Source organism: Micromonospora sp. HM134 (assembly GCF_007833915.1).
Lineage (GTDB): Bacteria > Actinomycetota > Actinomycetes > Mycobacteriales > Micromonosporaceae > Micromonospora > Micromonospora wenchangensis.
In genome coordinates, this window is the sequence record NZ_CP041061.1 from 623,710 (window position 1) to 643,223 (window position 19,514).

General features: G+C 74.1%; 18 protein-coding genes. 13 read left to right on the forward strand and 5 right to left on the reverse strand.

Annotated elements, in window-relative coordinates; translation table 11 throughout:
- Positions 1 to 79: 79 nt before the first annotated feature.
- Positions 80 to 646: a hypothetical protein gene (locus FJK98_RS03165; protein WP_145917680.1), complete on the reverse strand. Its 567-nt coding sequence runs from the start codon at positions 644 to 646 to the stop codon at positions 80 to 82.
- 89 nt (positions 647 to 735) lie between these two features.
- Here FJK98_RS03165 and FJK98_RS03170 point away from each other — a divergent pair, with 89 nt between their 5' ends.
- From FJK98_RS03170 to FJK98_RS03210, 9 genes are all read left to right on the forward strand, one after another.
- Positions 736 to 1,986, forward strand: a complete 1,251-nt coding sequence (locus FJK98_RS03170; protein WP_145917681.1) for an HlyD family secretion protein — start codon at positions 736 to 738, stop codon at positions 1,984 to 1,986.
- 26 nt (positions 1,987 to 2,012) lie between these two features.
- On the forward strand, positions 2,013 to 2,669 hold the full coding sequence (locus FJK98_RS03175; RefSeq protein WP_145922537.1) for an ABC transporter ATP-binding protein: 657 nt from the start codon (positions 2,013 to 2,015) through the stop codon (positions 2,667 to 2,669).
- Positions 2,666 to 3,925: an ABC transporter permease gene (locus FJK98_RS03180; protein ID WP_145917682.1), complete on the forward strand. Its 1,260-nt coding sequence runs from the start codon at positions 2,666 to 2,668 to the stop codon at positions 3,923 to 3,925. The genes FJK98_RS03175 and FJK98_RS03180 overlap by 4 nt, the downstream gene beginning before the upstream one ends.
- 787 nt (positions 3,926 to 4,712) lie before the next feature.
- Entirely contained in the window at positions 4,713 to 6,032 is a 1,320-nt protein-coding gene (locus tag FJK98_RS03185) for a cellulose binding domain-containing protein (protein WP_240762579.1), read from the forward strand.
- Positions 6,033 to 6,261: 229 nt separating this feature from the next.
- On the forward strand, positions 6,262 to 7,893 hold the full coding sequence (locus FJK98_RS03190) for an ABC transporter substrate-binding protein (RefSeq protein ID WP_240762581.1): 1,632 nt from the start codon (positions 6,262 to 6,264) through the stop codon (positions 7,891 to 7,893).
- Positions 7,890 to 8,903, forward strand: coding sequence for an ABC transporter permease (locus FJK98_RS03195; protein ID WP_240762583.1), 1,014 nt, complete (start codon positions 7,890 to 7,892; stop codon positions 8,901 to 8,903). The genes FJK98_RS03190 and FJK98_RS03195 overlap by 4 nt, the downstream gene beginning before the upstream one ends.
- Positions 8,896 to 9,795, forward strand: a complete 900-nt coding sequence (locus tag FJK98_RS03200; RefSeq protein WP_145917684.1) for an ABC transporter permease — start codon at positions 8,896 to 8,898, stop codon at positions 9,793 to 9,795. Before FJK98_RS03195 ends, FJK98_RS03200 begins: the two co-directional genes overlap by 8 nt.
- Positions 9,792 to 10,799 (forward strand): ABC transporter ATP-binding protein, encoded by a 1,008-nt coding sequence (locus FJK98_RS03205; RefSeq protein WP_240762585.1) that lies wholly within the window; start codon positions 9,792 to 9,794, stop codon positions 10,797 to 10,799. Before FJK98_RS03200 ends, FJK98_RS03205 begins: the two co-directional genes overlap by 4 nt.
- Positions 10,796 to 11,479: an ABC transporter ATP-binding protein gene (locus FJK98_RS03210; RefSeq protein ID WP_145917685.1), complete on the forward strand. Its 684-nt coding sequence runs from the start codon at positions 10,796 to 10,798 to the stop codon at positions 11,477 to 11,479. The genes FJK98_RS03205 and FJK98_RS03210 overlap by 4 nt, the downstream gene beginning before the upstream one ends.
- 24 nt (positions 11,480 to 11,503) lie before the next feature.
- Here FJK98_RS03210 and FJK98_RS03215 read toward each other — a convergent pair whose 3' ends face one another.
- Positions 11,504 to 12,169, reverse strand: coding sequence for a response regulator transcription factor (locus FJK98_RS03215; protein WP_145917686.1), 666 nt, complete (start codon positions 12,167 to 12,169; stop codon positions 11,504 to 11,506).
- Positions 12,157 to 13,446 (reverse strand): sensor domain-containing protein, encoded by a 1,290-nt coding sequence (locus FJK98_RS03220; protein ID WP_145917687.1) that lies wholly within the window; start codon positions 13,444 to 13,446, stop codon positions 12,157 to 12,159. Before FJK98_RS03220 ends, FJK98_RS03215 begins: the two co-directional genes overlap by 13 nt.
- Before the next feature lie 192 nt (positions 13,447 to 13,638).
- Here FJK98_RS03220 and FJK98_RS03225 point away from each other — a divergent pair, with 192 nt between their 5' ends.
- From FJK98_RS03225 to FJK98_RS03240, 4 genes are all read left to right on the forward strand, one after another.
- Complete coding sequence (locus FJK98_RS03225) at positions 13,639 to 14,172, forward strand: SigE family RNA polymerase sigma factor (protein ID WP_145917688.1); 534 nt, start codon at positions 13,639 to 13,641, stop codon at positions 14,170 to 14,172.
- Positions 14,159 to 15,400 (forward strand): hypothetical protein, encoded by a 1,242-nt coding sequence (locus tag FJK98_RS03230; RefSeq protein ID WP_145917689.1) that lies wholly within the window; start codon positions 14,159 to 14,161, stop codon positions 15,398 to 15,400. Before FJK98_RS03225 ends, FJK98_RS03230 begins: the two co-directional genes overlap by 14 nt.
- Positions 15,401 to 15,697: 297 nt before the next feature.
- The gene (locus tag FJK98_RS03235) at positions 15,698 to 17,092 is read left to right on the forward strand and encodes a glycoside hydrolase family 6 protein (protein ID WP_240762587.1); all 1,395 of its coding nucleotides are present in this window, start codon (positions 15,698 to 15,700) and stop codon (positions 17,090 to 17,092) included.
- Positions 17,093 to 17,195: 103 nt separating this feature from the next.
- On the forward strand, positions 17,196 to 17,624 hold the full coding sequence (locus FJK98_RS03240) for a nuclear transport factor 2 family protein (protein WP_145917690.1): 429 nt from the start codon (positions 17,196 to 17,198) through the stop codon (positions 17,622 to 17,624).
- Between the two features lie 38 nt (positions 17,625 to 17,662).
- On the opposite strand, the gene FJK98_RS03245 is transcribed toward FJK98_RS03240, so the two are convergent.
- Both FJK98_RS03245 and FJK98_RS03250 read right to left on the reverse strand, forming a co-directional pair.
- On the reverse strand, positions 17,663 to 18,400 hold the full coding sequence (locus FJK98_RS03245) for a phosphotransferase family protein (RefSeq protein ID WP_145917691.1): 738 nt from the start codon (positions 18,398 to 18,400) through the stop codon (positions 17,663 to 17,665).
- Positions 18,401 to 18,530: 130 nt separating this feature from the next.
- The gene (locus tag FJK98_RS03250; RefSeq protein WP_145917692.1) at positions 18,531 to 19,475 is read right to left on the reverse strand and encodes an NADP-dependent oxidoreductase; all 945 of its coding nucleotides are present in this window, start codon (positions 19,473 to 19,475) and stop codon (positions 18,531 to 18,533) included.
- Positions 19,476 to 19,514 lie beyond the last annotated feature (39 nt).

A 19,514-nucleotide genomic window follows, 5' to 3' on the forward strand; every position in this document is an offset into this window, starting at 1 on the left:
GGACCGAACCTACCCGAACGGAGGGCTGATTACCAGCCGAAAGGTGGATATTGGGCTGTTGGGTGGCCCGACGCCCCGGTCACCGGCTGAACGCCTCCCGCCGGCACGCCGTCATCTTGGGCGACTGGAAGTCACCGTTCGGGCCGACCTCGGTGATCCCGAACTCGCCGTCCTCGTCGGGCGTGGTCAACCGGTAACCGGCCTGCTTGGCGCACCGGTACCACTCGCGCTGGTTGTCCCGGAACGCCGCGTTGTCCGTACGCTTCTGGCGCTCCTCGAAGAACTCCGGCTCCGTCGACCGGCACGCCGCCCGTACCCGCTTCGCCTTCGGGTCGTTCTGGCTCTCCTTCCAGATCACGCTCCGGCCGTCCTCGTAGCCGGGGCCGCCCTCCTTCGCCACACACCGCCCCCAGACCGCCCGCAGGGCCTCGATCTCGTCTTGGGTGGCGTCGAGGGGGATCAGCGGGCGCTGGTCCTCGACGTCGGCGGGGCCGGTGGCGCGGGCGGTCGGGCTGCGTACCGAGGCCACCCGTGAGCCGTCGGCCCGGTCGTCGGTCGGGGCGGCGGAACAACCAGCGAGCAGGCAACCGACCACCAGCGCCGGTACGGCGAAGCGGCGGGCCGTGGTGACGAACGCGTATGACATGCCGACCACGGTCGGGGCGTGATGTCAGGAACCCGTGTGGATTCGCCGATCCTGACAGGTTTCTGAAGAACCGTCGCCATGCTCGCGGCGTGTCAACAGAACAGTCACCAGCGCAGAGCCCACCGCGCCGTACCGGTCGACGCGTCGTCGTCCCGGCCGTGCTGATCCTGGTGGTGGCGGTCGTCGCAAGCGGCGTCGTCTGGTCCGTCCACCGTGGTCCGGCCACGGCCGGCGGCGACCCGCCGGTCCCGGTGCAGACCACCACCGTCGTGCGGACCGACCTCGCCACCACCGTGTCGCTGACCGGCACCCTCGGGTACGGGCGGGCGCAGCCGGTGAAGGGCGGCCGGAGCGGGACGGTCACCTGGCTGCCGCCGGCCGGCGCGACGGTCACCCGGGGAAAGCAGCTCTACCGGATCGACGACCAGCCGGTGCCGCTGTTCTACGGCGGCCTGCCGCTCTACCGCGACCTGGCCGAACCCGGCACGGTGGGCCGCGACGTGCGGATCATCGCCACCAACCTCAAGGCCTTGGGGTACGAGATCGGCTACCAGCCCGTACCGGGGGAGAAGGTCTCCCGACCGGTCAAGTCCGGCGCCTCCGCACCGCCCGCCGGGCAGCAGCAGGCGGCACCGGAGCCGGGCAGGGGCACCTCCGGCCAGGGCGCGGCGGCACCCACGCCGACGGCTGCCGCCCCGGCCCGGGTCGTCGTCCGCAAGGGCGAGGGGGTGCTGACCGGCTCGCTGATGCGGGCCGTCAAGCGCTGGCAGCAGGACGCCGAACTGCCGGTGACCGGCCGGATCGCCGTCGGCGACGTGGCCGTACTGCCCGGCGCGGTCCGGGTCGACGCCGTCACCGCGTTGCGCGGGGACCCCGCCGAGACGCCGCTGCTGACCGTCACGCCGACCGCGAAGGTGATCACCGTTCAGGCCGACGTGGCCGAGGCCGGCACGATCCAGCGGGGCGACCGGGTGACGGTGACGCTGCCGGGCGACAAGACCGTCGACGGCACCGTCTCGGCGGTCGCCACCGCCGTCACCCAGGACGACAACCCCGGCCCGACCGCCACGCCGAAGCGGGCCGTCACGGTGACCGTGGACGACGACCTGGCCGGGATCGACGCCGCCGACGTACAGGTCGACCTGGCCGGCGAGACCCGGGAAGGGGTGCTCGCCGTACCGGTCGGCGCGCTGGTGGCGCTCAGCGAGGGCGGCTACGCGCTGCAACTGGCCGACAGTGGACGGTTCGTCGCCGTCACCACCGGCATGTTCAGCAAGGGGATGGTCGAGGTCTCCGGTGACGGGATCACCGAGGACCTCGCGGTGGTGACCGCCTCGTGACCGTACTGTCCGTACGCGATGCCGCCATGCGCTATCCGGGCGGGGTCACCGCCCTCGCCGGCGTCTCGCTCGACATCACCGGGGGCGAGATGCTGGCCATCGTCGGCCCGTCCGGCTCCGGCAAGTCGACCCTGCTGCACATCATGGGCACGCTGGACCGGCCGACCTCCGGCACGGTGCACCTCGGCGGCCTCGACGTGGCCGGGCTGTCCGACCGGCAGCTGTCCGCGCTGCGCGGGCGCTGGCTGGGTTTCGTCTTCCAGCAGTTCCACCTCACCGCCGGGCTCACCGCCGCCGAGAACGTCGCCACCGGCCTGCTCTACGCCGGGGTGCCCCGCCGGCACCGCCGGCCGCTGGCCCTCGCGGCGCTGGACCGGGTCGGCCTGGCGCACCGCGTCACCCACCTGCCGCACCAGCTCTCCGGCGGGGAACGGCAGCGGGTGGCGATCGCCCGCGCCCTGGTCCACCAGCCCGCGCTGCTGCTCGCCGACGAACCCACCGGCGCGCTGGACACCCGTACCGGCCAGGCCGTCCTGGAGCTGCTGTACCGGCTGCACGCGGAGGGCACCACCATCGCCGTGATCACCCACGACCGGGACATCGCCGCCCGCCTGCCCCGCCGGGTGGAGCTGCGCGACGGCCACCTGGTCGCCGACTCCGGCCGGGTGGTGACGCCCCGATGAGCACACCCACCGACGGGGGTACGCCGCACCGCGCGCATCCGGGTACGGCGCGCGAGGCCGCCCGGCCGGTCCGGCTGGCCGTGTCCGACCTGCTCGGTCTGGGGCTGCTCGGTATCCGTACCCGGCGCACCCGGGCCGCGCTGTCGGCGCTCGGCATCGCCATCGGGATCGCCACGATGATCGTGGTCACCGGCATCCCCGCCTCCAGCCAGGCCCAGCTGATGCGGGAACTCTCCGCGCTCGGCACGAACATGTTGGAGGTGCGGGCGCTGCCCGACCAGGACCCACCGGCGCTGCTGCCGAAGGAGTCGACCGCCATGGTCCGGCGGGTGGGGCCGGTGACCGGCGTCAGCGCGGTCGCCAACACCCACCGGTTGGTCCGCCGCTCCGACCGTACCGACCCCGACGACGGCTCCGGTCTGACGGTGCTGGCCAGCCAGCTCGACCTGCTCCCGATCATCAACGCCCGGGTCCGGCACGGAAGCTGGCTCACCCCGGCGACGGCCCGTTTCCCCACCGTGGTGCTCGGCGCGGTCGCAGCGGCCCGGCTGGGCGTACGCGACGTGCCCGCCGGGGGTGGCCCCGGCCAGCAGGTGTTGATCGGCGACCGGTGGTTCACCGTGGTCGGCATCCTGGCCGCCGTACCGCTGCTGCCGGACATCGACCGGTCGGTGCTGGTCGGCTGGCCGGCCGCGCAGTCCGAGCTGGGCTTCGACGGGCATCCCACGGTGCTCTACATCCGGTCGCTGGAGCCGGCGGTGGAGCAGGTCCGGGCGGTGCTGCCCGAGACGGTCAGCCCGCAGAGCCCGGCCGACGTGCTGGTCAGCCGCCCCTCCGACGCGCTGGCCGCGAAGCGTGCCACCGAGAACGCCTTCTCGTCGCTGTTTCTGGCCCTGGCCGCGGTGGCGCTGCTGGTGGGTGGGATCGGGGTGGCCAACACGATGGTCATCTCGGTGCTGGAACGACGGGCCGAGATCGGCCTACGGCGCGCGCTCGGCGCGCACCGGGGGCAGATCCGTGGCCAGTTCCTCACCGAGTCGGTGGCCCTGGCGTCGCTGGGCGGGATCGTCGGGACGCTGCTCGGGCTGGCCGTCACCGCCGGCTACGCCGCGTACCACCAGTGGCCGGTGGTGATCCCGCTCGGCTCGACGCTGGCCGGGCTGGGCGGTGCGGCGGTGGTGGGCGTGGTGGCCGGCGTCTACCCGTCGATGCGGGCCGCCGCCCTGCCGCCGACCGAGGCGCTGGCCAGCGTCTGAGCCGGGTCGGCGGCGGGCACGGCGGGTCCGGCCCCGGGCCGGACCCGCCGCCGGTCGGGCGTCCGTCCCGGCCGGCGGTGCCGCAGGTGGCGGCGGGTTCACCCGCGCCCTGCTGCCGCCGACGTTAACGGTCACATGGGTCGGCGGGGCCGGATTCAGAAAGTTGCGACCTGAGCGAACCGATAGTTTCGAGAACGGCTGTCGGTTCCGGGGCCGGTCGACCCGTCCCGGTGCGGGTCGGTCCCCGGTCGTCGGCGGGTCGGTCGCGGGTCTGTCCGGCCCTCACCGATCCGCTGGCGGTGCTCCCCGGCAAGGCTGCTGACCAGTGGGGACGGTGTGGCCGGGCCGGCGGTGGGCGGGTCGTCGCGGGTGGACCGGATCCGGCGCGCCGGACCCGGCCGGCCGGGGGACGCGGGTCGCGTCGCGGTGCGCCGAAACGCCCGCTCCGACAGCCGGCACCGCCCGTCCGGTTGAGTATGTTATCGATAACCTGCTATCTTTCGGCCGGGAGCGAAGGGCACGCTTCCCGTCGTCCCAGTCCGTTGGCAGCGGCACACGAGGGCACCCCTCGCGCCGCCCTGCCGGTCGACGACCAAGTCCGGGCCGCTCCACCGAGCCGTCGTGCCGTCCGCGCCGAGCGGGCGCGTCCGCCCACCCGAGTCGCCCCGCCCCGGCGAGGAGACGGGGTGCGGGTCGTTCACCGCATCCTGCCGTCCCCGCCGGCCATCGCCGGGTCGACTCCGCGTATCACCACCGGGACACCAGACCCATGGCAAGGAGCCAAGCAATGGTCAGACACAGACACCTACTCCCGACCATCGCCGCCGCGGCCGTCCTGCTCGCGGCGACCGTCGGCGGCGCGCTGAACGGCGGCCTCTCCGCGACGGCGGAGGCGGCGACGAACGGCACCCTCGCGGCGACGGCGGGCTGCGGCAAGGCCCCCACGCTGAGCAACGGAACGCGCACGATCACCAGCAGCGGGCAGAACCGCAGCTACATCCTGCGGCTTCCGGACGGCTACGACCGCAACCGCCAGTACCGGCTGGTCGTCGGCTTCCACTGGTTGAACGGCTCGGCGCAGAACGTCTCCTCGGCCGGCTACTACGGCCTGCTGCCGCTGTCCAACAACAGCACGATCTTCGTCGCCCCGCAGGGCATCGACGCCGGCTGGGCCAACACCAACGGCCGGGACCTGACCCTCTTCGACGACATCCTCCGGCAGGTCGAGAACGACCTGTGCGTGGACACCACCCAGCGGTTCGTGCTGGGCTGGAGCTACGGCGGCGCGATGAGCTACGCGGTGGCCTGCGCCCGGCCCACCGTCGTCCGCGCGGTCGCGGTGCTGTCCGGCGCCCAGCTCAGTGGCTGCAACGGCGGTACCCAGCCGGTGCCGTACTTCGGCATCCACGGCACCCACGACAGCGTGCTGAACATCTCGATGGGCCGGTCGCTGCGCGACACGTTCGTCCGGAACAACGGGTGCACCGCGCAGAGCCCGCGCGAGCCGGCCCTGAACAGCTTCACCCACATCACCACGACCTACTCGGGCTGCCGTTCCGGCTTCCCGGTGCAGTGGGCCGCGTTCGACGGTGACCACACCCCCAGCCCGGTCGACGGGTCGGGCACCCCCAACGACTCGCGGACCTGGACGTCGGGGGAGATCTGGCGCTTCTTCAGCCAGTTCCAGTCCACCACGCCGCCGACCACGCCCCCGCCGACCACCGCTCCGCCGACGACCCCGCCGCCCACCACCGCCCCGCCGACCACCCCGCCGCCGACCACGCCCCCGCCCACCAGCGGGCCCGGCGGCTGCACCGCCACCTACAAGGCGGTCAACAGCTGGCCCGGCGGTTTCCAGGGTGAGGTCACCGTGGCCAACACCAGCTCCGGTGCGATCACCGGCTGGGCCGTGGGCCTGAGCCTCGGCAGCGGCCAGGCGATCAGTAGCGTCTGGAACGGCGTCAACACCGGCACCACCGGCAACGTCACCGTCCGCAACGCCGCCTACAACGGCGCGCTGGCGCCCAACGGTTCGACCACCTTCGGGTTCACCGCCACCGGCAACGGCACCCCGCCGCCCGGCAACATCACCTGCGCCATCTCCTGACCACGGACGCCCTCAGGGCCCGGAGCCACCCGGCTCCGGGCCCGCCGTCCGTTCCGGGCCCGGTCGGCGTCGCGGGGTGTGCCGTACGGGTGCCGCGCCGGCGGGTCTTATTGCCAATAACTGGCAACTACGCGATAGTGGCAGCAGTGGCGGGTACCCGGGCCTGCGATGATCCGACCTGGCCCGAGTGCCCGCCCCTGCGTCGATCCACGACCCGAGGGAGCTGCCGGTGGGGCCCAGGCGCACGGACGCGATCTCCCCGGAGAACGTCACGTCCCGTTCCGTACGCGTGCCGGCGTTGCTCGGCATCGTCCTGGCCGTCGTCGTCGGCTGCGCGTCCCCGACGCCGTCGTCGACCGACCGCACCGGGAGCGGCCCGGTCGTGGTGGCCACGGCGGGTGAGCCGGACACCCTCAACCCGGTGCTCAACTACGGCCCCGACGGCGCGTCGCTGATCTTCGACGGGCTGGTCGCCCGGGACGCCCGCAACCAGCTCGTGCCGGCCCTGGCCCGGGAACTGCCGACGGTCTCGGCGGACGGCCGGACCGTCACGGCGACCCTGCGCGACGGGGTGCTGTTCCACGACGGCAGCCCGCTCACCGCCGGAGACGTCGTCTTCACCTACCAGGCGGTGCTGGACCCGAAGGTCGACTCGACGCTCCGCTCGGACCTCGACATGCTCGCCTCCGTCGCCGCCCCCGACCCCACCACCGTGGTCTTCACCCTCAAACACCCGTACGCGCCGTTCGTGCAGCGGCTGGCGCTGGGCATCGTGCCGGCGAAGGCGTTCGCCGGGCAGGACGTCAACCGGGCGGAGTTCAACCGCAGGCCGATCGGCACCGGGCCGTACCGGATGACGTCCTGGACGCCGGGGGACCGGCTGGTGCTGACGGCGAACGAGCGGTACTGGGGCGGCAAGCCGGCGAACTCCGGCGTGGTGGTGGCGTTCGTCGCCGACGACAACGTCCGCGCGCAGCGGATGCGGGCCGGCGAGTTCGACGCGGCCGAACTGCCGCCGAAGCTGGCGACCGGATTCGACGGCCAGGCCGGCCAGCAGGTGCAGAAGGTCCCCACCGCCGACTACCGGGGCGTGATGCTGCCCATGGGCAACCCCGTCCTGGGCGACCTGGCGGTCCGCCGGGCGCTGAGCACGGCGGTGGACCGGCAGGCCATGGTGACCGGGGTGCTCGGCGGGGCGGGGGAGCCGGCGTTCGGCCCGGTGCCGCCCACCTCCGAGTTCGCCGAGCCGTCGGTCACCGGGCGACCCACCGCCGACCGGGCCGCCGCCACCGCGATCCTCGACGCCGCCGGCTGGACCCCCGGCCCGGACGGCATCCGCGCCAAGGGTGGACGGCAGGCCGCGTTCACCCTGATGTACCCGGCCACCGACAGCCTGCGTAAGGAACTGGCCCTGGCGGTCACCGCCGACGCCCGCAAGATCGGTGTCGCGGTCACCCCGCAGGGCCTCACCTGGGACGCGATCACCCCCCGGATGGGGACCGACGCGCTGGTCATGGGGTACGGCACCCCGTACGACCCGGACTTCGTCTCGTTCAAGCTGTTCGGATCGGCCTTCGCCGGGCAGGGCTTCTTCAACCCCGGCTCCTACCGGTCCGCCACCGTCGACGCCGCCCTACAGGCCGGCCGGGACACCGCCGACCCGGCCGCCCGACGGGCCGCGTACGCCACCTTCCAGAAGCAGCTCGCCGCCGACGTGCCGTGGGTGTTCCTCACCTACCTGCAACACACCTACGTGGTGCGCGACACCGTGGCCGGGGTGACGCCCCGGGTCGAGCCGCACGAGCACGACGTCGCCAACAGCCTCTGGTGGAACGTGCACACCTGGGAGAAGACATCGTGACGACGCCGGCCCCGCCGCCGGTCCGCCGTCGACGGCTGGCCGGGGCCGGGGTCATGATCCGCCGCCGGCTGCTGGTCGCCGTACCGGTGCTCGCCGCGACCAGCATGGGCATGTTCGCCCTCGGCGCGGCCTCCCCGATCGACCCGGCCCAGCAGTACGCGGGCGCGGCGGCCTTCACCACCAGCGAGGAGAACCTCGCGCAGCTGCGCGCCAACTGGGGTGTCGACGACCCGCTGCCGGTGCAGTACGCCCGCTGGGTGGGCAACCTGCTGCGCGGCGACCTCGGCTGGTCCACCAGCCGCCACGAACCGGTCACCTCCGTGCTGGCCGCCCGCGCCGGCTGGACCCTGCTGCTCGTCGGCCTGGCCCTCGCCCTCGTCCTGGTGGCGAGCGTGCTGCTGGGCACCCTCGCCGCGTACCGGCGCGGTGGTGTCTTCGACCGCGCCCTGCGCACCGTCGCGTACGCCGTGCAGTCGATGCCGGTGTTCTGGATCGGGCTGGCCGCGATCGCCGTGTTCGCCCTCACCCTGGGCTGGCTGCCCGCCGGTGGGCTCACCGACATCACCGCGACCGGCACCGACCCGGCCGACGTGGCCCGGCACCTGGTGCTGCCGGTGAGCGTGCTGGCGATCTCCCAGGCCCCGTGGTTCGTGCTGTTCGTCCGGGACGCCGTCGCCGAGAGCCTGCGCGACGACCACGTGCTGGCCGCCCGCGCCCGGGGGCTGCCCGGCCGTACCGTCCTGTTCGGCCACGCGCTGCGGACCGCGCTGCTGCCCTTCCTCACCCTGGTCGGCACCCACCTGCCCGAACTCGTCGGCGGCGCGGTGCTGGTGGAGACCGTGTTCTCGCTGCCCGGCCTGGGCGCGGTCACCGTCCAGGCGGCGTTGGGCGCCGACTTCCCGCTGCTGGCCGCCACCACCCTGGCCACCACCGTGGTGGTGCTGGCCGCGAACCTGTCCACCGACCTCGGCTACGCCGCCGCCGACCCCCGGGTACGCCTCGATGACTGACCTCGCCCCACCGCCGCCCGCCCCGCCCGTCCGACGCCTGCCGCCGCGCCGACCGGCCATCCTGCTGCGGGGCGGACGGCCCGGCGCGGTGGTGGCCGCCGCCGTGCTCGTCGTCGCGGTCGCCGGCTGCCTGCTCGCGCCCCTGCTCTGGCCGCTGGACCAGAGCGCGGTCGACCTCGCCCGGACCCGGCTCGCTCCCTCACCCGACCACCTGGCCGGCACCGACGACCTGGGCCGGGACGTGGCCCTGCGCAGCCTCTACGGGCTGCGCGTCTCGCTGCTCGTCGGGGTGGTCGCCGCGCTGGTCGCCACCGTCATCGGTGGCCTCGTCGGCGCGGTCGCCGGCAGCGTCGGCGGGCGCGTCGACCGGGTGCTGATGCGGGTCGTCGACACCGTCGCCGCCCTGCCGCACCTGCTGCTGGGCATCTTCATCGTGGCGATGCTGCGGCCGAGCCTCGGCGCGGTCGTCGCCTCGATCGCGTTGACGCACTGGCTCTCCACCGCCCGTATCGTCCGCTCCGAACTGCTCAGCCTGCGGTCCCGCCCGTTCGTCGACGCCGCGATCTCCGGCGGGGCGGGCCGGGCCCGGGTGCTCACCCGGCACCTGCTGCCGCACGTGCTGCCCCGGCTCGCGCTGGCGACCACGCTGATGGTGCCGCACGCCGTCTGGCACGAGACCGCGCTGTCCTTCCTCGGCCTGGGCCTGCCGCCGCACCTCGCCTCCATCGGCAACATGATCAACGACGGCCAGCGGTCCCTGCTCACCGGCGCGTGGTGGGCCAGCATCGTCCCCGGCCTGGCCCTGGTCGCCGTCACCCTCGCCCTGGCCGTGCTCACCGGCCGCTGGCGGGACCGCCTCGACCCCCGCGTACGGGCGGAGTTGCAGCTGTGACCGCGAGCGCAACCGGCACCGTGCCCACCGCCGCCGGCCGCCGGCCGGCGTTGCTGACGGTCGACGGGCTGACCGTCCGGTTCCGGCTTCCCGACGCCGTCGTGCACGCCGTCACCGACCTGCGCCTCGCCCTGCACCCGGGCGAACTGCTGGCCGTGGTGGGCGAGTCGGGCTGCGGCAAGTCCGTCCTCGCGCACGCGCTGCTCGGTCTGCTGCCCCGCAACGCCACCGTCACCGGGCACGCCCACCTGCACCAGGCGGACGGCACCCCGGTCGACCTGGTCGCGGCGGGCGAACGGCACCTCGCCCGGCACGTCCGGGGCCGGGCCGTCGGGCTCGTCCCGCAGAGCCCCGCCACCGCCCTGACCCCGGTACGCACCGGCCGGCGGCTGCTGGAGGAGACCCTGCGCGCCCACGGGCACCCCCGGCGCAGCGCCGCCGACACCGCCGGGCGGGCCGCCGCCGACGTCGGCCTGCACCCCGCCGACCTCGACCGCTACCCGCACGAGATGTCCGGGGGGATGGCCCAGCGGCTGGCGACCGCCCTGGCGCTGGCCCCCGACCCGCCGCTGCTGCTCGCCGACGAACCCACCACCGGCCTCGACCGGCCGCTGGTGGAGCACACCCTGGACCTGCTGCGCCGCCGCTGCGACGCCGGGGCCGCCGTCCTGCTCATCACCCACGACCTCGCCGCCGCCCGCCGCGTCGCCGACACCGTCGCCGTCATGTACGCCAGCCGCATCGTCGAACACCGGCCCACCCCGGACCTGTTCGACAGGCCCGCCCACCCCTACACCGCCGGGCTGCTCGACGCCCTGCCCGACCGGGCGTTCACCCCGGTGCCCGGTCACCCGCCGATGCTCACCGACCTGCCCGACGGCTGCTCCTTCGCCCCGCGTTGCCCCCGGGCCACCGACACCTGCCGCACCACGCCCCGCCCGGCGGCCGATGGCACCGGGCAGGTCGCCTGCCACCACCCGCTCACCTCCGGAGCAGCGGCATGACGACCACGGTCGACCATCCGCCCGCCGGGCTCGCCGCGCACCAGGTCACCGTCCACTACGGCCGGCAGCGCGTCCTCGACCGCGTGGACCTGCACGTCGCTCCCGGGGAGACGGTCGGTCTGCGCGGCCCCTCCGGCAGCGGCAAGTCGACCCTCGCCCGGGTGCTGGCCTTCCTGCACGCCCCGGACGACGGCCGGGTCACCCTCGACGGTGAACCCGTCGCGGGGGTCCGGCACCGGCTGCCCGCCGCCGTACGGACCCGGGTGGCGATCCTGTTCCAGAGCCCCCGCGCCGCCAGCGACCCCCGGTTGAGCCTGGCCGACCTGATCGCCGAACCGTTGCGCGCCACCGGGACACCGGCCGGGCAGGTGACGGCCCGGACGGCCGAGCTGGCCGACCTGGTCGGGCTCACCCCCGACCTGCTCACCCGGCGTCCGCACGCGGTCAGCGACGGGCAGCTGCAACGCGCCTGCCTGGCCCGCGCCCTCGCGCACCGCCCCGACCACCTGCTCTGCGACGAGGCCACCGCCATGCTCGACGCCTCCACCCAGGCCCACGTGGCGGCAGTCGTCACCGACTACCAGCGTCGGCACCGCGCGGGCGTGCTGCTGATCACCCACGATCCGGCGCTGCTGGCCCGCTGGGCGACCCGGGTGGTGGACCTGCCGGTCACCCGGTGACGGCGGTGCCCGACCTGGCGGCGGCTACCGGGCGGGGCCGGTCCGCAGGTAGGTGAGGACGGCGAGGACCCGGCGGTTGGTGTCGTCGCTGGGCGGCAGGTCGAGCTTGGCCAGGATGTTGCCGACGTGCTTGCCGATCGCCGCCTCGGTGACGTGCAGCCGGGCCGCGATCGCCGCGTTGGAGTGCCCCTCGGCCAGCAGCACCAGCACCTCCCGCTCCCGGGCCGACAGGGCGGCGAGCGGGTCGCGCGGCCGGTGCAGCAGGTGCCGCACCACGTCGGGGTCGATGGCCGTGCCGCCGCCGGTGACCCGGCGCAGGGTAGCGGCGAACTCGGCGACGTCGGCGACCCGGTCCTTGAGCAGGTAGCCGACCCGGCGACGGTCCCCGCTGTCGAGCAGCGCCGCGGCGTACTCGGCCTGCACGTGCTGGCTGAGCACCACCACCGCGAGGTGCGGGCAGGCGGCGCGGGCGGTGACGGCGGCCCGTAGCCCGTCGTCGCGGTGCTGCGGCGGCATCCGGATGTCGGTCACCACCAGGTCCGGTTCGTGCGCGTCGACCGCCGCCAGCAGTTCCGGGGCGGAGCCGACGGCGGCGACCACCGCGAAGTCGAACCGGGTCAGCAGGCCGATCATGCCCTCCCGCAGGAGCACCTCGTCCTCGGCGAGCACGACCCGGGTCACCGGGGGCACGGCAGCTCCACCCGTACCAGGGTAGGCCCGCCGGGCGGGCTGGACAGCAGCAGCCGGCCGTCGACGGCGGCGACCCGGTCGGCGAGACCGGTCAGTCCGCTGCCCCGGGCCGGGTCGGCGTCGCCGCGCCCGTCGTCCTCGATCTCGACGACGAGACTGCCGGCGGACCGGGTCAGCCGCACCTCGGCCCGGCCCGCGCGGGCGTGCCGGGCCACGTTGCCCAGGGACTCGGACACCACGAAGTAGGCGGTGGTCTCGACCACCTCCGGCAGCGGCTGCCCGAGGTCGGCCCGGACGTCGACCGGGATGGTGGCCGCCCCGGCCAGTTCCCGGACGGCGCCGGCCAGGCCGAGTTCGGTGAGGTGCTGCGGGCGGATGCCCTGCACGATCTGCCGGAGGGTGACCATCAGCCCCTTGGCCTGCTCGTGCGCGACGGCCAACGGGCGGGCGGCGGGGGAGTCGTCGGGCACGTCCAGCCGGGCCAGGCCGAGCTGGAGGGTGAGGCTGGTCAGCCGGGGCTGCGCGCCGTCGTGCACGTCCCGCTCGATGCGGCGGCGTTCGGCCTCGTACGCGTCGACCAGCCGGGCCCGGGAGCGGGTGACCTCCCGCAGCGCCGTGGCGTCGGCGGACCCGTCGAGCAGCCGGCGGGCCGCCGTCGCCTGGCCGGCGGCGAGCAGGCCGGCCAGGTACACCAGCGCCGGGACGCACAGGACGCCCACGGCCGCGTACGGGATCGCCTGGCGGGCGGTGTCGATCGTGGTCCACACCACGATGACCGGGTCGCTGCCGCTGGCCAGCCAGGGGCTGGCGATCAGCGTCGCGTCGAGCAGGACGAGCAGGAACAGCAGCCAGTACGCCAGCGGCACGAGCCCGCCCAGCAGGAAGGTGTAGCCGACCTCCCGCCACGCCGCGGCGCTGGTGTAGCGGGCCGCCAGACCCGTGAACCGGGGCCGGTGCACCGGTCGCGGGTCGACCAGGCGCAGCCGCCACCGCTCGATCGCGGCCACCGCGATGCTGACGACCGGGGCCGACGCGAGCACCAGCAGGGCGACGACGGTGAGGAACACGACGATGGGCAGCTCGACCGGGCGGTCCTGCCGCACCGTGTTGAGGACGGCCATCAGGGGCGCGCCGACGACGAGCAGCCCGATCGACAGGGGTCCGGCGACCGGCAGGGTGGTGGCGAGGTAGGCCAGCGCCCGCCACGGCCACGGGGAGAGCAGGTGGTCGCGTCGGCGCAGCGCCGCCGCCAGGTGCAGGGGTACGTCCGGGGTCATGGTCGAACCCTGTCAGGGCGACGCCCTCCGACCCAGCCCACTGGTCGTAGCGTTGCGGGTATGCCTGGCCCTACCCGGCCGGACTGCCGGCCGAAGCCGCTACGCAGAGTTATTCGGCAACTACCTTGGCGGGCCGTGCAACTCTGCGGGCCGGTGGCTCCGTTCTACCTCCGTCACAAGGAGGCAGTCGACTTGAAAGCCGAAGACGAACAGGCGTTCCGCGAGTTCGTGACGTCGCAGATGGCGTCGCTGCGCAAGCTGGCGTACATGACCTGCGGCGACTGGCACGCGGCCGAGGACGCCGTGGCCAACGCCCTGGTCAAGCTCTATCCCCGCTGGCGTCGGCTGGAACGGCCCGATCTCTACGTCAAGACCATGGTCTACCGGGCCGCCGTCGACGAGACCCGGCGGCCCTGGCGGCGGGAGCGGTCGTTCGGCGACGCCATGCCGGACGTCGCGCTGCGCGACCCGGCCGACGCCGCCGACGAGCGGCTGCGCCTGCGGGCGGCGCTCGACGCCGTACCGGCCCGGCAGCGGGCCGCCGTCGTGCTCCGGCACTACCTGGGCCTGAGCCTGGAGGACACGGCCGGCGTCCTCGACTGCACGGTGGGCACCGCCAAGAGTCAGGTCTCCCGTGGCCTGGCGAAGCTGCGCGAGTCGCTCGCCGCCGAACGCATCAGTCTCACCGGGAATTCGATCGAGGAGTGGACCAGTGCAGTTGCATGAATTCGTGGACGCGGTGACCGGTCAGGAGCCACCGATGACCCGTACCGCCGACGACATCGTCGCGGCGGGGCGGCGGGCGCAGCGGCGTCGCCGGGCCGGGTTCGCCTCGGCCGGCGCGGCCGGCCTGGTCGTGGTCGCGGTCGCCGGCGCGTTCGCGCTGCCGACCCTGGGCGCCGGACGGGACACCACCGCCGCGCCGCCCCCGGCCGGTGCGGCGGCCGCCGCACCCGCCGAGGCCCGCTGGTCCGACGCCCCGCCGTTCACCTTCACCTTCCGGGGGTACGACGCGGGCCCGCTGCACGTGCAGGACCCGATCGTCGCGTCCGTCGGCTACCAGATCGCCTCGGTCTACTCCGACGGCCACATCTCGAACGACAAGCCGGTCACGGCCGACGAGGCCGAGGCGGGCGGCGACGCCGTCGAGCGGAAGCGGCGGACCGCCGGGGGCAAGCCCACCCTGTGGGCGTACCTGACCGTGTACCGGCCGGGCGTCTTCGACCCGGCCGGGATCAAGGACGGCAGGAAGGTCACCGTGGCCGGGCACCGGGCCGTGCAGGCGACCCTGCCGGTCGGCCTCGACCCGAGCAAGCCGCTCGACGAGGGAAACAAGCTGCTCGCTTGGGAGTACGCCCCCGACGCCTGGGCGGCGGTGACGTCGTTCTCCAGTTCCGTGGCCTCGCCCAGCTTCCAGGACCTGGGCGGCCTGGTCGGTGGCCTGAAGCCGAGCCGGCCGAAGCCGGCCCCGGTGCCGTTCACCGTCGGCTACGTGCCGGCCGGCTACCGGCCGTTGCAGTCCGGCACGCACGCCATGCCCGGCCTCAGCGGCATCGCCACGGCCCGCGCCGGTGACTACGGCGGCGCGACGTTCACCCGGCCGGCCGCGCCCACCTCGGGGCTGACCGCGCCGTACGACGCGGCCGAGAACGGCATCAAGGACGGCTTCCACATCTTCGTCACGCCGGCCAGCAGCTCGAACCAGTCCCCGGAGCCGGGCGTGACGAAGTGCTACCCCGGCTCGGACCGGCGGGCGTCGGGCGACGACGCCGCAGGCGGCGGCTTCTGCAACATCTGGAACGCCGACGGCTCGGTCGTCCTCCAGGTCAGCGGGATGGGGCTGGGTAACAGGCTGCCGCTGGCCGAGCTGGAGAAGATCGCCAAGGGGATCAGGGTCGCCGACGTCAGGGACGAGTCGACCTGGACCCCGGCCGCGCAGGCCCTGCGGCCGTAACGGAACCGTCCACTCCGGCGGGTCGGCCCCGGCAGGGGTCGGGGCCGACCGCCCCGGTGACAGCGGCACCGCGCACGACGGCGGTGCCGCTGTCGCCGTTCCGGGGTGCCGCCGCCTCCTGTTCCCGTCGCCGGGCCACCGCACCGGCGGTACGCTGCCGTCCGGCCCGTCCGGCCGGTGAAGTCGGTCGATGCCTTAATGGGTGGGCCGTACGTCTTGGCAGCGGCGCACGCCTCGGCTACCGTCGTGGGAACGCTCCCATGTAGAAACATCTATGTGATCAGGAGGCAACACGTCGTGGCTACCCTCTCCTCGCTCCGCCGCAGATCGGTGGCGGCCTTCAGTGTGGCGGCCGTCGCGGGCGTCACCGCCGCCGGCGTCTGCCTCGCCGGTGGCACCGCCTCCGCCGGGACGATATCCGGACCGCTCTACCGCGACCCGACCACGGCCGTCGTCCGCTGGGTCGCCGCCAACCCCGGCGACTCGCGGGTCGGTGTCATCCGCGACAAGATCGCCAGCCAGCCGCAGGCCCGGTGGTTCGCCAACTTCAACCCGTCGACCGCACAGTCCGAGGCTGCGTCGTTCATCGGCGCCGCCAACTCCGCGGGGCAGATCCCGGTGCTCTCGATCTACGAGATCACCAACCGGGACTGCGGTGGGGCCAGCGCCGGTGGCGCGCCCGACCTCAACCAGTACCAGACCTGGGTGTCGAACTTCGCCCGGGGGCTGGGCAACCAGACGGTCATCATCATCCTGGAGACCGACTCGCTCGCCCTGCTGACCTGCCTGAACAGCAATGAGATCAACGCCCGTAACCAGGCGATCTCGACGGCCACCCGGACCCTCAAGGCGGCCAACCCCAACGCCAAGGTCTACCTCGACGGCGGCCACTCCACGTGGAACAGCGCCAACGAGACGGCCAACCGCCTGCGGGCGGCCGGCGTGCAGTACGCCGACGGCTTCTTCACCAACGTGTCGAACTTCAACCCCACCTCCAGCGAGGCGAACTTCGGCCGGAACGTCATCTCCGCCCTCAACGGCATGGGCATCTCGGGCAAGCGCCAGGTCATCGACACCAGCCGCAACGGCGGTGCCAGCGGTGACTGGTGCGGCGACGACAACACCGACCGCCGCATCGGGCAGTACCCGACGACCAACACCGGCGACAACAATATCGACGCGTACCTCTGGGTGAAGCCGCCGGGTGAGGCTGATGGCTGCCGCTACACCGCCGGCTCGTTCCAGCCGGACCTGGCCTTCAGCCTGGCCAACGGCGCGCCCAACCCGCCGGTGACGACCCCGCCGACCACCGCGCCGCCCACCACGGCCCCGCCGACCACCCCGCCGCCCACCACGGCCCCGCCGACCACGGCTCCCCCCACCACGCCGCCACCGGCCGGCAACGGCTGCACCGCGTCGGTGGTGGTCAACCAGTGGAACGGCGGCTTCACGGCGAGCGTGACGGTCACCGCCGGTGACAGCGCCCTCAACGGCTGGAACGTCAGCATCAGCCTGCCCGGCGGTGCCGCCGTCACCAGCACCTGGAGCGCACAGTCCAGCGGCACCAGCGGGACCGTCCGGTTCACCAACGTGAGCTACAACGGGCAGGTCGGCGCCCGGCAGTCGACCAACTTCGGCTTCCAGGGCACCGGCACCGGCCCCGGTGCGACGGCCACCTGCGCGGCCAACTGACCCAGTCCGACGGCGACGGCCCGGCGCGGAGCACCCTTCCGCGCCGGGCCGTCGCGCGTCCACCGTCCGCCTGCTCCGGCCCGGCCGCGGGCTAGGCTGGAGAGTGGACCTCAGACACCAGGAAATCTTCCAGCGGTACGTCTACGCCGGCGCGGTCACCCGGAACCCGGACGCGGTCGCCGCCCTGTTCACCGAGGACGGCGTGTACGACGCGCCGCTCGTTCCCGAAGGTCATCCACTGCACGGCCGCCTGGTCGGGCGGGAGGCGATCCGGGCCGGGCTCCGCGCGTACCACCGGCAGTTGGCCCGGCCCGGCACGGTGGACCCGCGACACTCCACCCACCATCTGCACGAAACGGCGGACCCCGACGTGTTCGTCGCCGAGATCGACGTCGCCGTCGACGAGGCCGACGGAAGGCGTACGACGATGTCGCTCGTGCAGGTCTTCCGGCTCCGCGCCGGGCAGATCGTCCTGCTGCGCGACTACTTCACCGAGCCACCCACCGGCGCCTCCGGCCGCCACCCGCGCTGACGTCACCGGCGGCCGGCGACCCCCCGGCCCGGGTGGCGTCACCTCCGGGAGGTGAGCACGTCGATCTCGCAGCCCGGAGCGGCCGGGTCGAAGCCGTGTTCCATCAGCCAGCGGATCGTCAGCAGGCTCCGCGCCGACCACCACGCCCGGATGACGTCGACGTCGACCTCGGTGCCGTAGCCGGCGACGACGTCGTCCAGGTGTTCCTCGTGACCGAGCGTCAGGATGGCGAGGTCGTACAGGGCGTCGCCGGGGCCTGCCTCGGACCAGTCGAGCACGCCGGTGACCTCGTCGTGCTCGACGAACACGTGCGCGGTCTGCAGGTCGCCGTGCATGAACACCGGAGTCCACGGCCGCAACGCGGCCTCGGCGACCCGACGGTTACGGGCGACCAGATCGGCGGGGAGAACGCCGTTCGTGACGAGCCACCGGCACTCCCCGTCAAGGCGTGCCGCCAGGTCGTCGAGGTGACGACCGGGCCAGGGCGGCAGCGGGGCGTCGTGCAGCGTGCGTACGGCGGCACCGGCCGCGGCCCACGCGGCCGGCGACGCGGTCGACGGTTCGCCGAGCTGGCCGAGTGGCCTCCCGGGAAGGGCGGCGAGCGCGAGTACGGGCGGCCTGTGCCACCGGATCTTTGGCGTGGGGACCGGTGCCAGCGCCATCGCCTCGACCTCGACGGCGGTGCGCGTCGGATCGGTGTCGATTTTGAGGAACAGGTCGCCGACGCGCAGGGTCGCACGCTCCTGATGGGCGACGACCACCTCGACCCCTGCCACGCCGGTCAGTGTCGCGTAGACATCCGTCGACGTCACCTGGTTTGTGGCGGACGACCGCGGGCCTCATGGTCGTCGTGTGCGGCCCCGGTGTGCTGATTCGCGGGTCCACCCTGCCGAGGGCCGGTCGTCCTCACGCCGTGGGCGAGAGGACGACCGTCTTGCCGGGCAGCTCACCCGCGCCGGCCCGGGCGTGCAGCGCGGGCAGTTCGGCCAGCGTCACCCGCTGGGCGACCTCGACGCGCAACTCGCCGGTGCTCACCCGCGCCGCCAGGTCGGCGAGCTGGTCGGCGTCGCTGCGGACGAACAGGTCGATACCGCGTACGCCGCGCGTCCCGTCGGAGGGGGCCGGCATCCAGACGGTGGTATTGACCAGGGTTCCACCGTCACGGATCAGCGGGACCAGGGCGGCGAGCTGTTCCGGGGTGACCGGGGCGAGGTTGAGCACCAGGTCGACCGGCTCGGTCACCGCCGCCGTCACGTCGGTGCTGGTGTGGTCGACCACCTCGTCGGCCCCGGCGGCCCGGACCCGGCCGGCGCTGCGGGGGCTGGCCGTGGCGATCACCCGGGCACCGGCCTCCTTCGCCAACTGCACGGCGTATCCGCCGACCGCACCGCCGGCCCCGTTGACCAGCACCCGCTGGCCGGCGGTCAGCCTGCCGTGGTCGAACAACGCCTGCCACGCCGTCAGCCCCACCAGCGGGAGCGCCGCCGCATCGGCCAACGGGACGTTCCCGGGTGCCCCGGTCAGGATCTCCGCCGGGGCGATCACGTACTCCGCCGCCGCCCCGGTCCCCGTCATCGGCAGGAAGCCGATGACCCGGTCGCCGACCGCGACGTCGGTCACCTCGGGACCGACCGCGTCGACCGTGCCGGCGACGTCGAGGCCGGGAGTGTGGGGCAGCTCGACCGGGATCGGGCCCTGCATGAAGCCCGCGCGGATGGTGCCGTCGACGCCGTTGAACGACGTCGCGGCGACCCGGATGCGGACCTGACCGGCACCGGGGACGGGCTGCTCCACGTCCTCGTAGCGGAGCACCTCGGGGCCGCCGAACTCGTGAAAACGCACTGCCTTCATTGCCTGACCTGCTTTCCTGGACGCCGTCGGTGAGCCTCC

Coding starts and splice junctions, on each gene's coding strand:
- FJK98_RS03165 (WP_145917680.1), bottom strand. CDS start 646: ATGTCATACGCGTTCGTCACCACGGCCCGCCGCTTCGCCGTACCGGCG.
- FJK98_RS03175 (WP_145922537.1), top strand. CDS start 2,013: ATGCGCTATCCGGGCGGGGTCACCGCCCTCGCCGGCGTCTCGCTCGAC.
- FJK98_RS03180 (WP_145917682.1), top strand. CDS start 2,666: ATGAGCACACCCACCGACGGGGGTACGCCGCACCGCGCGCATCCGGGT.
- FJK98_RS03185 (WP_240762579.1), top strand. CDS start 4,713: ATGGTCAGACACAGACACCTACTCCCGACCATCGCCGCCGCGGCCGTC.
- FJK98_RS03200 (WP_145917684.1), top strand. CDS start 8,896: ATGACTGACCTCGCCCCACCGCCGCCCGCCCCGCCCGTCCGACGCCTG.
- FJK98_RS03210 (WP_145917685.1), top strand. CDS start 10,796: ATGACGACCACGGTCGACCATCCGCCCGCCGGGCTCGCCGCGCACCAG.
- FJK98_RS03220 (WP_145917687.1), bottom strand. CDS start 13,446: ATGACCCCGGACGTACCCCTGCACCTGGCGGCGGCGCTGCGCCGACGC.
- FJK98_RS03250 (WP_145917692.1), bottom strand. CDS start 19,475: ATGAAGGCAGTGCGTTTTCACGAGTTCGGCGGCCCCGAGGTGCTCCGC.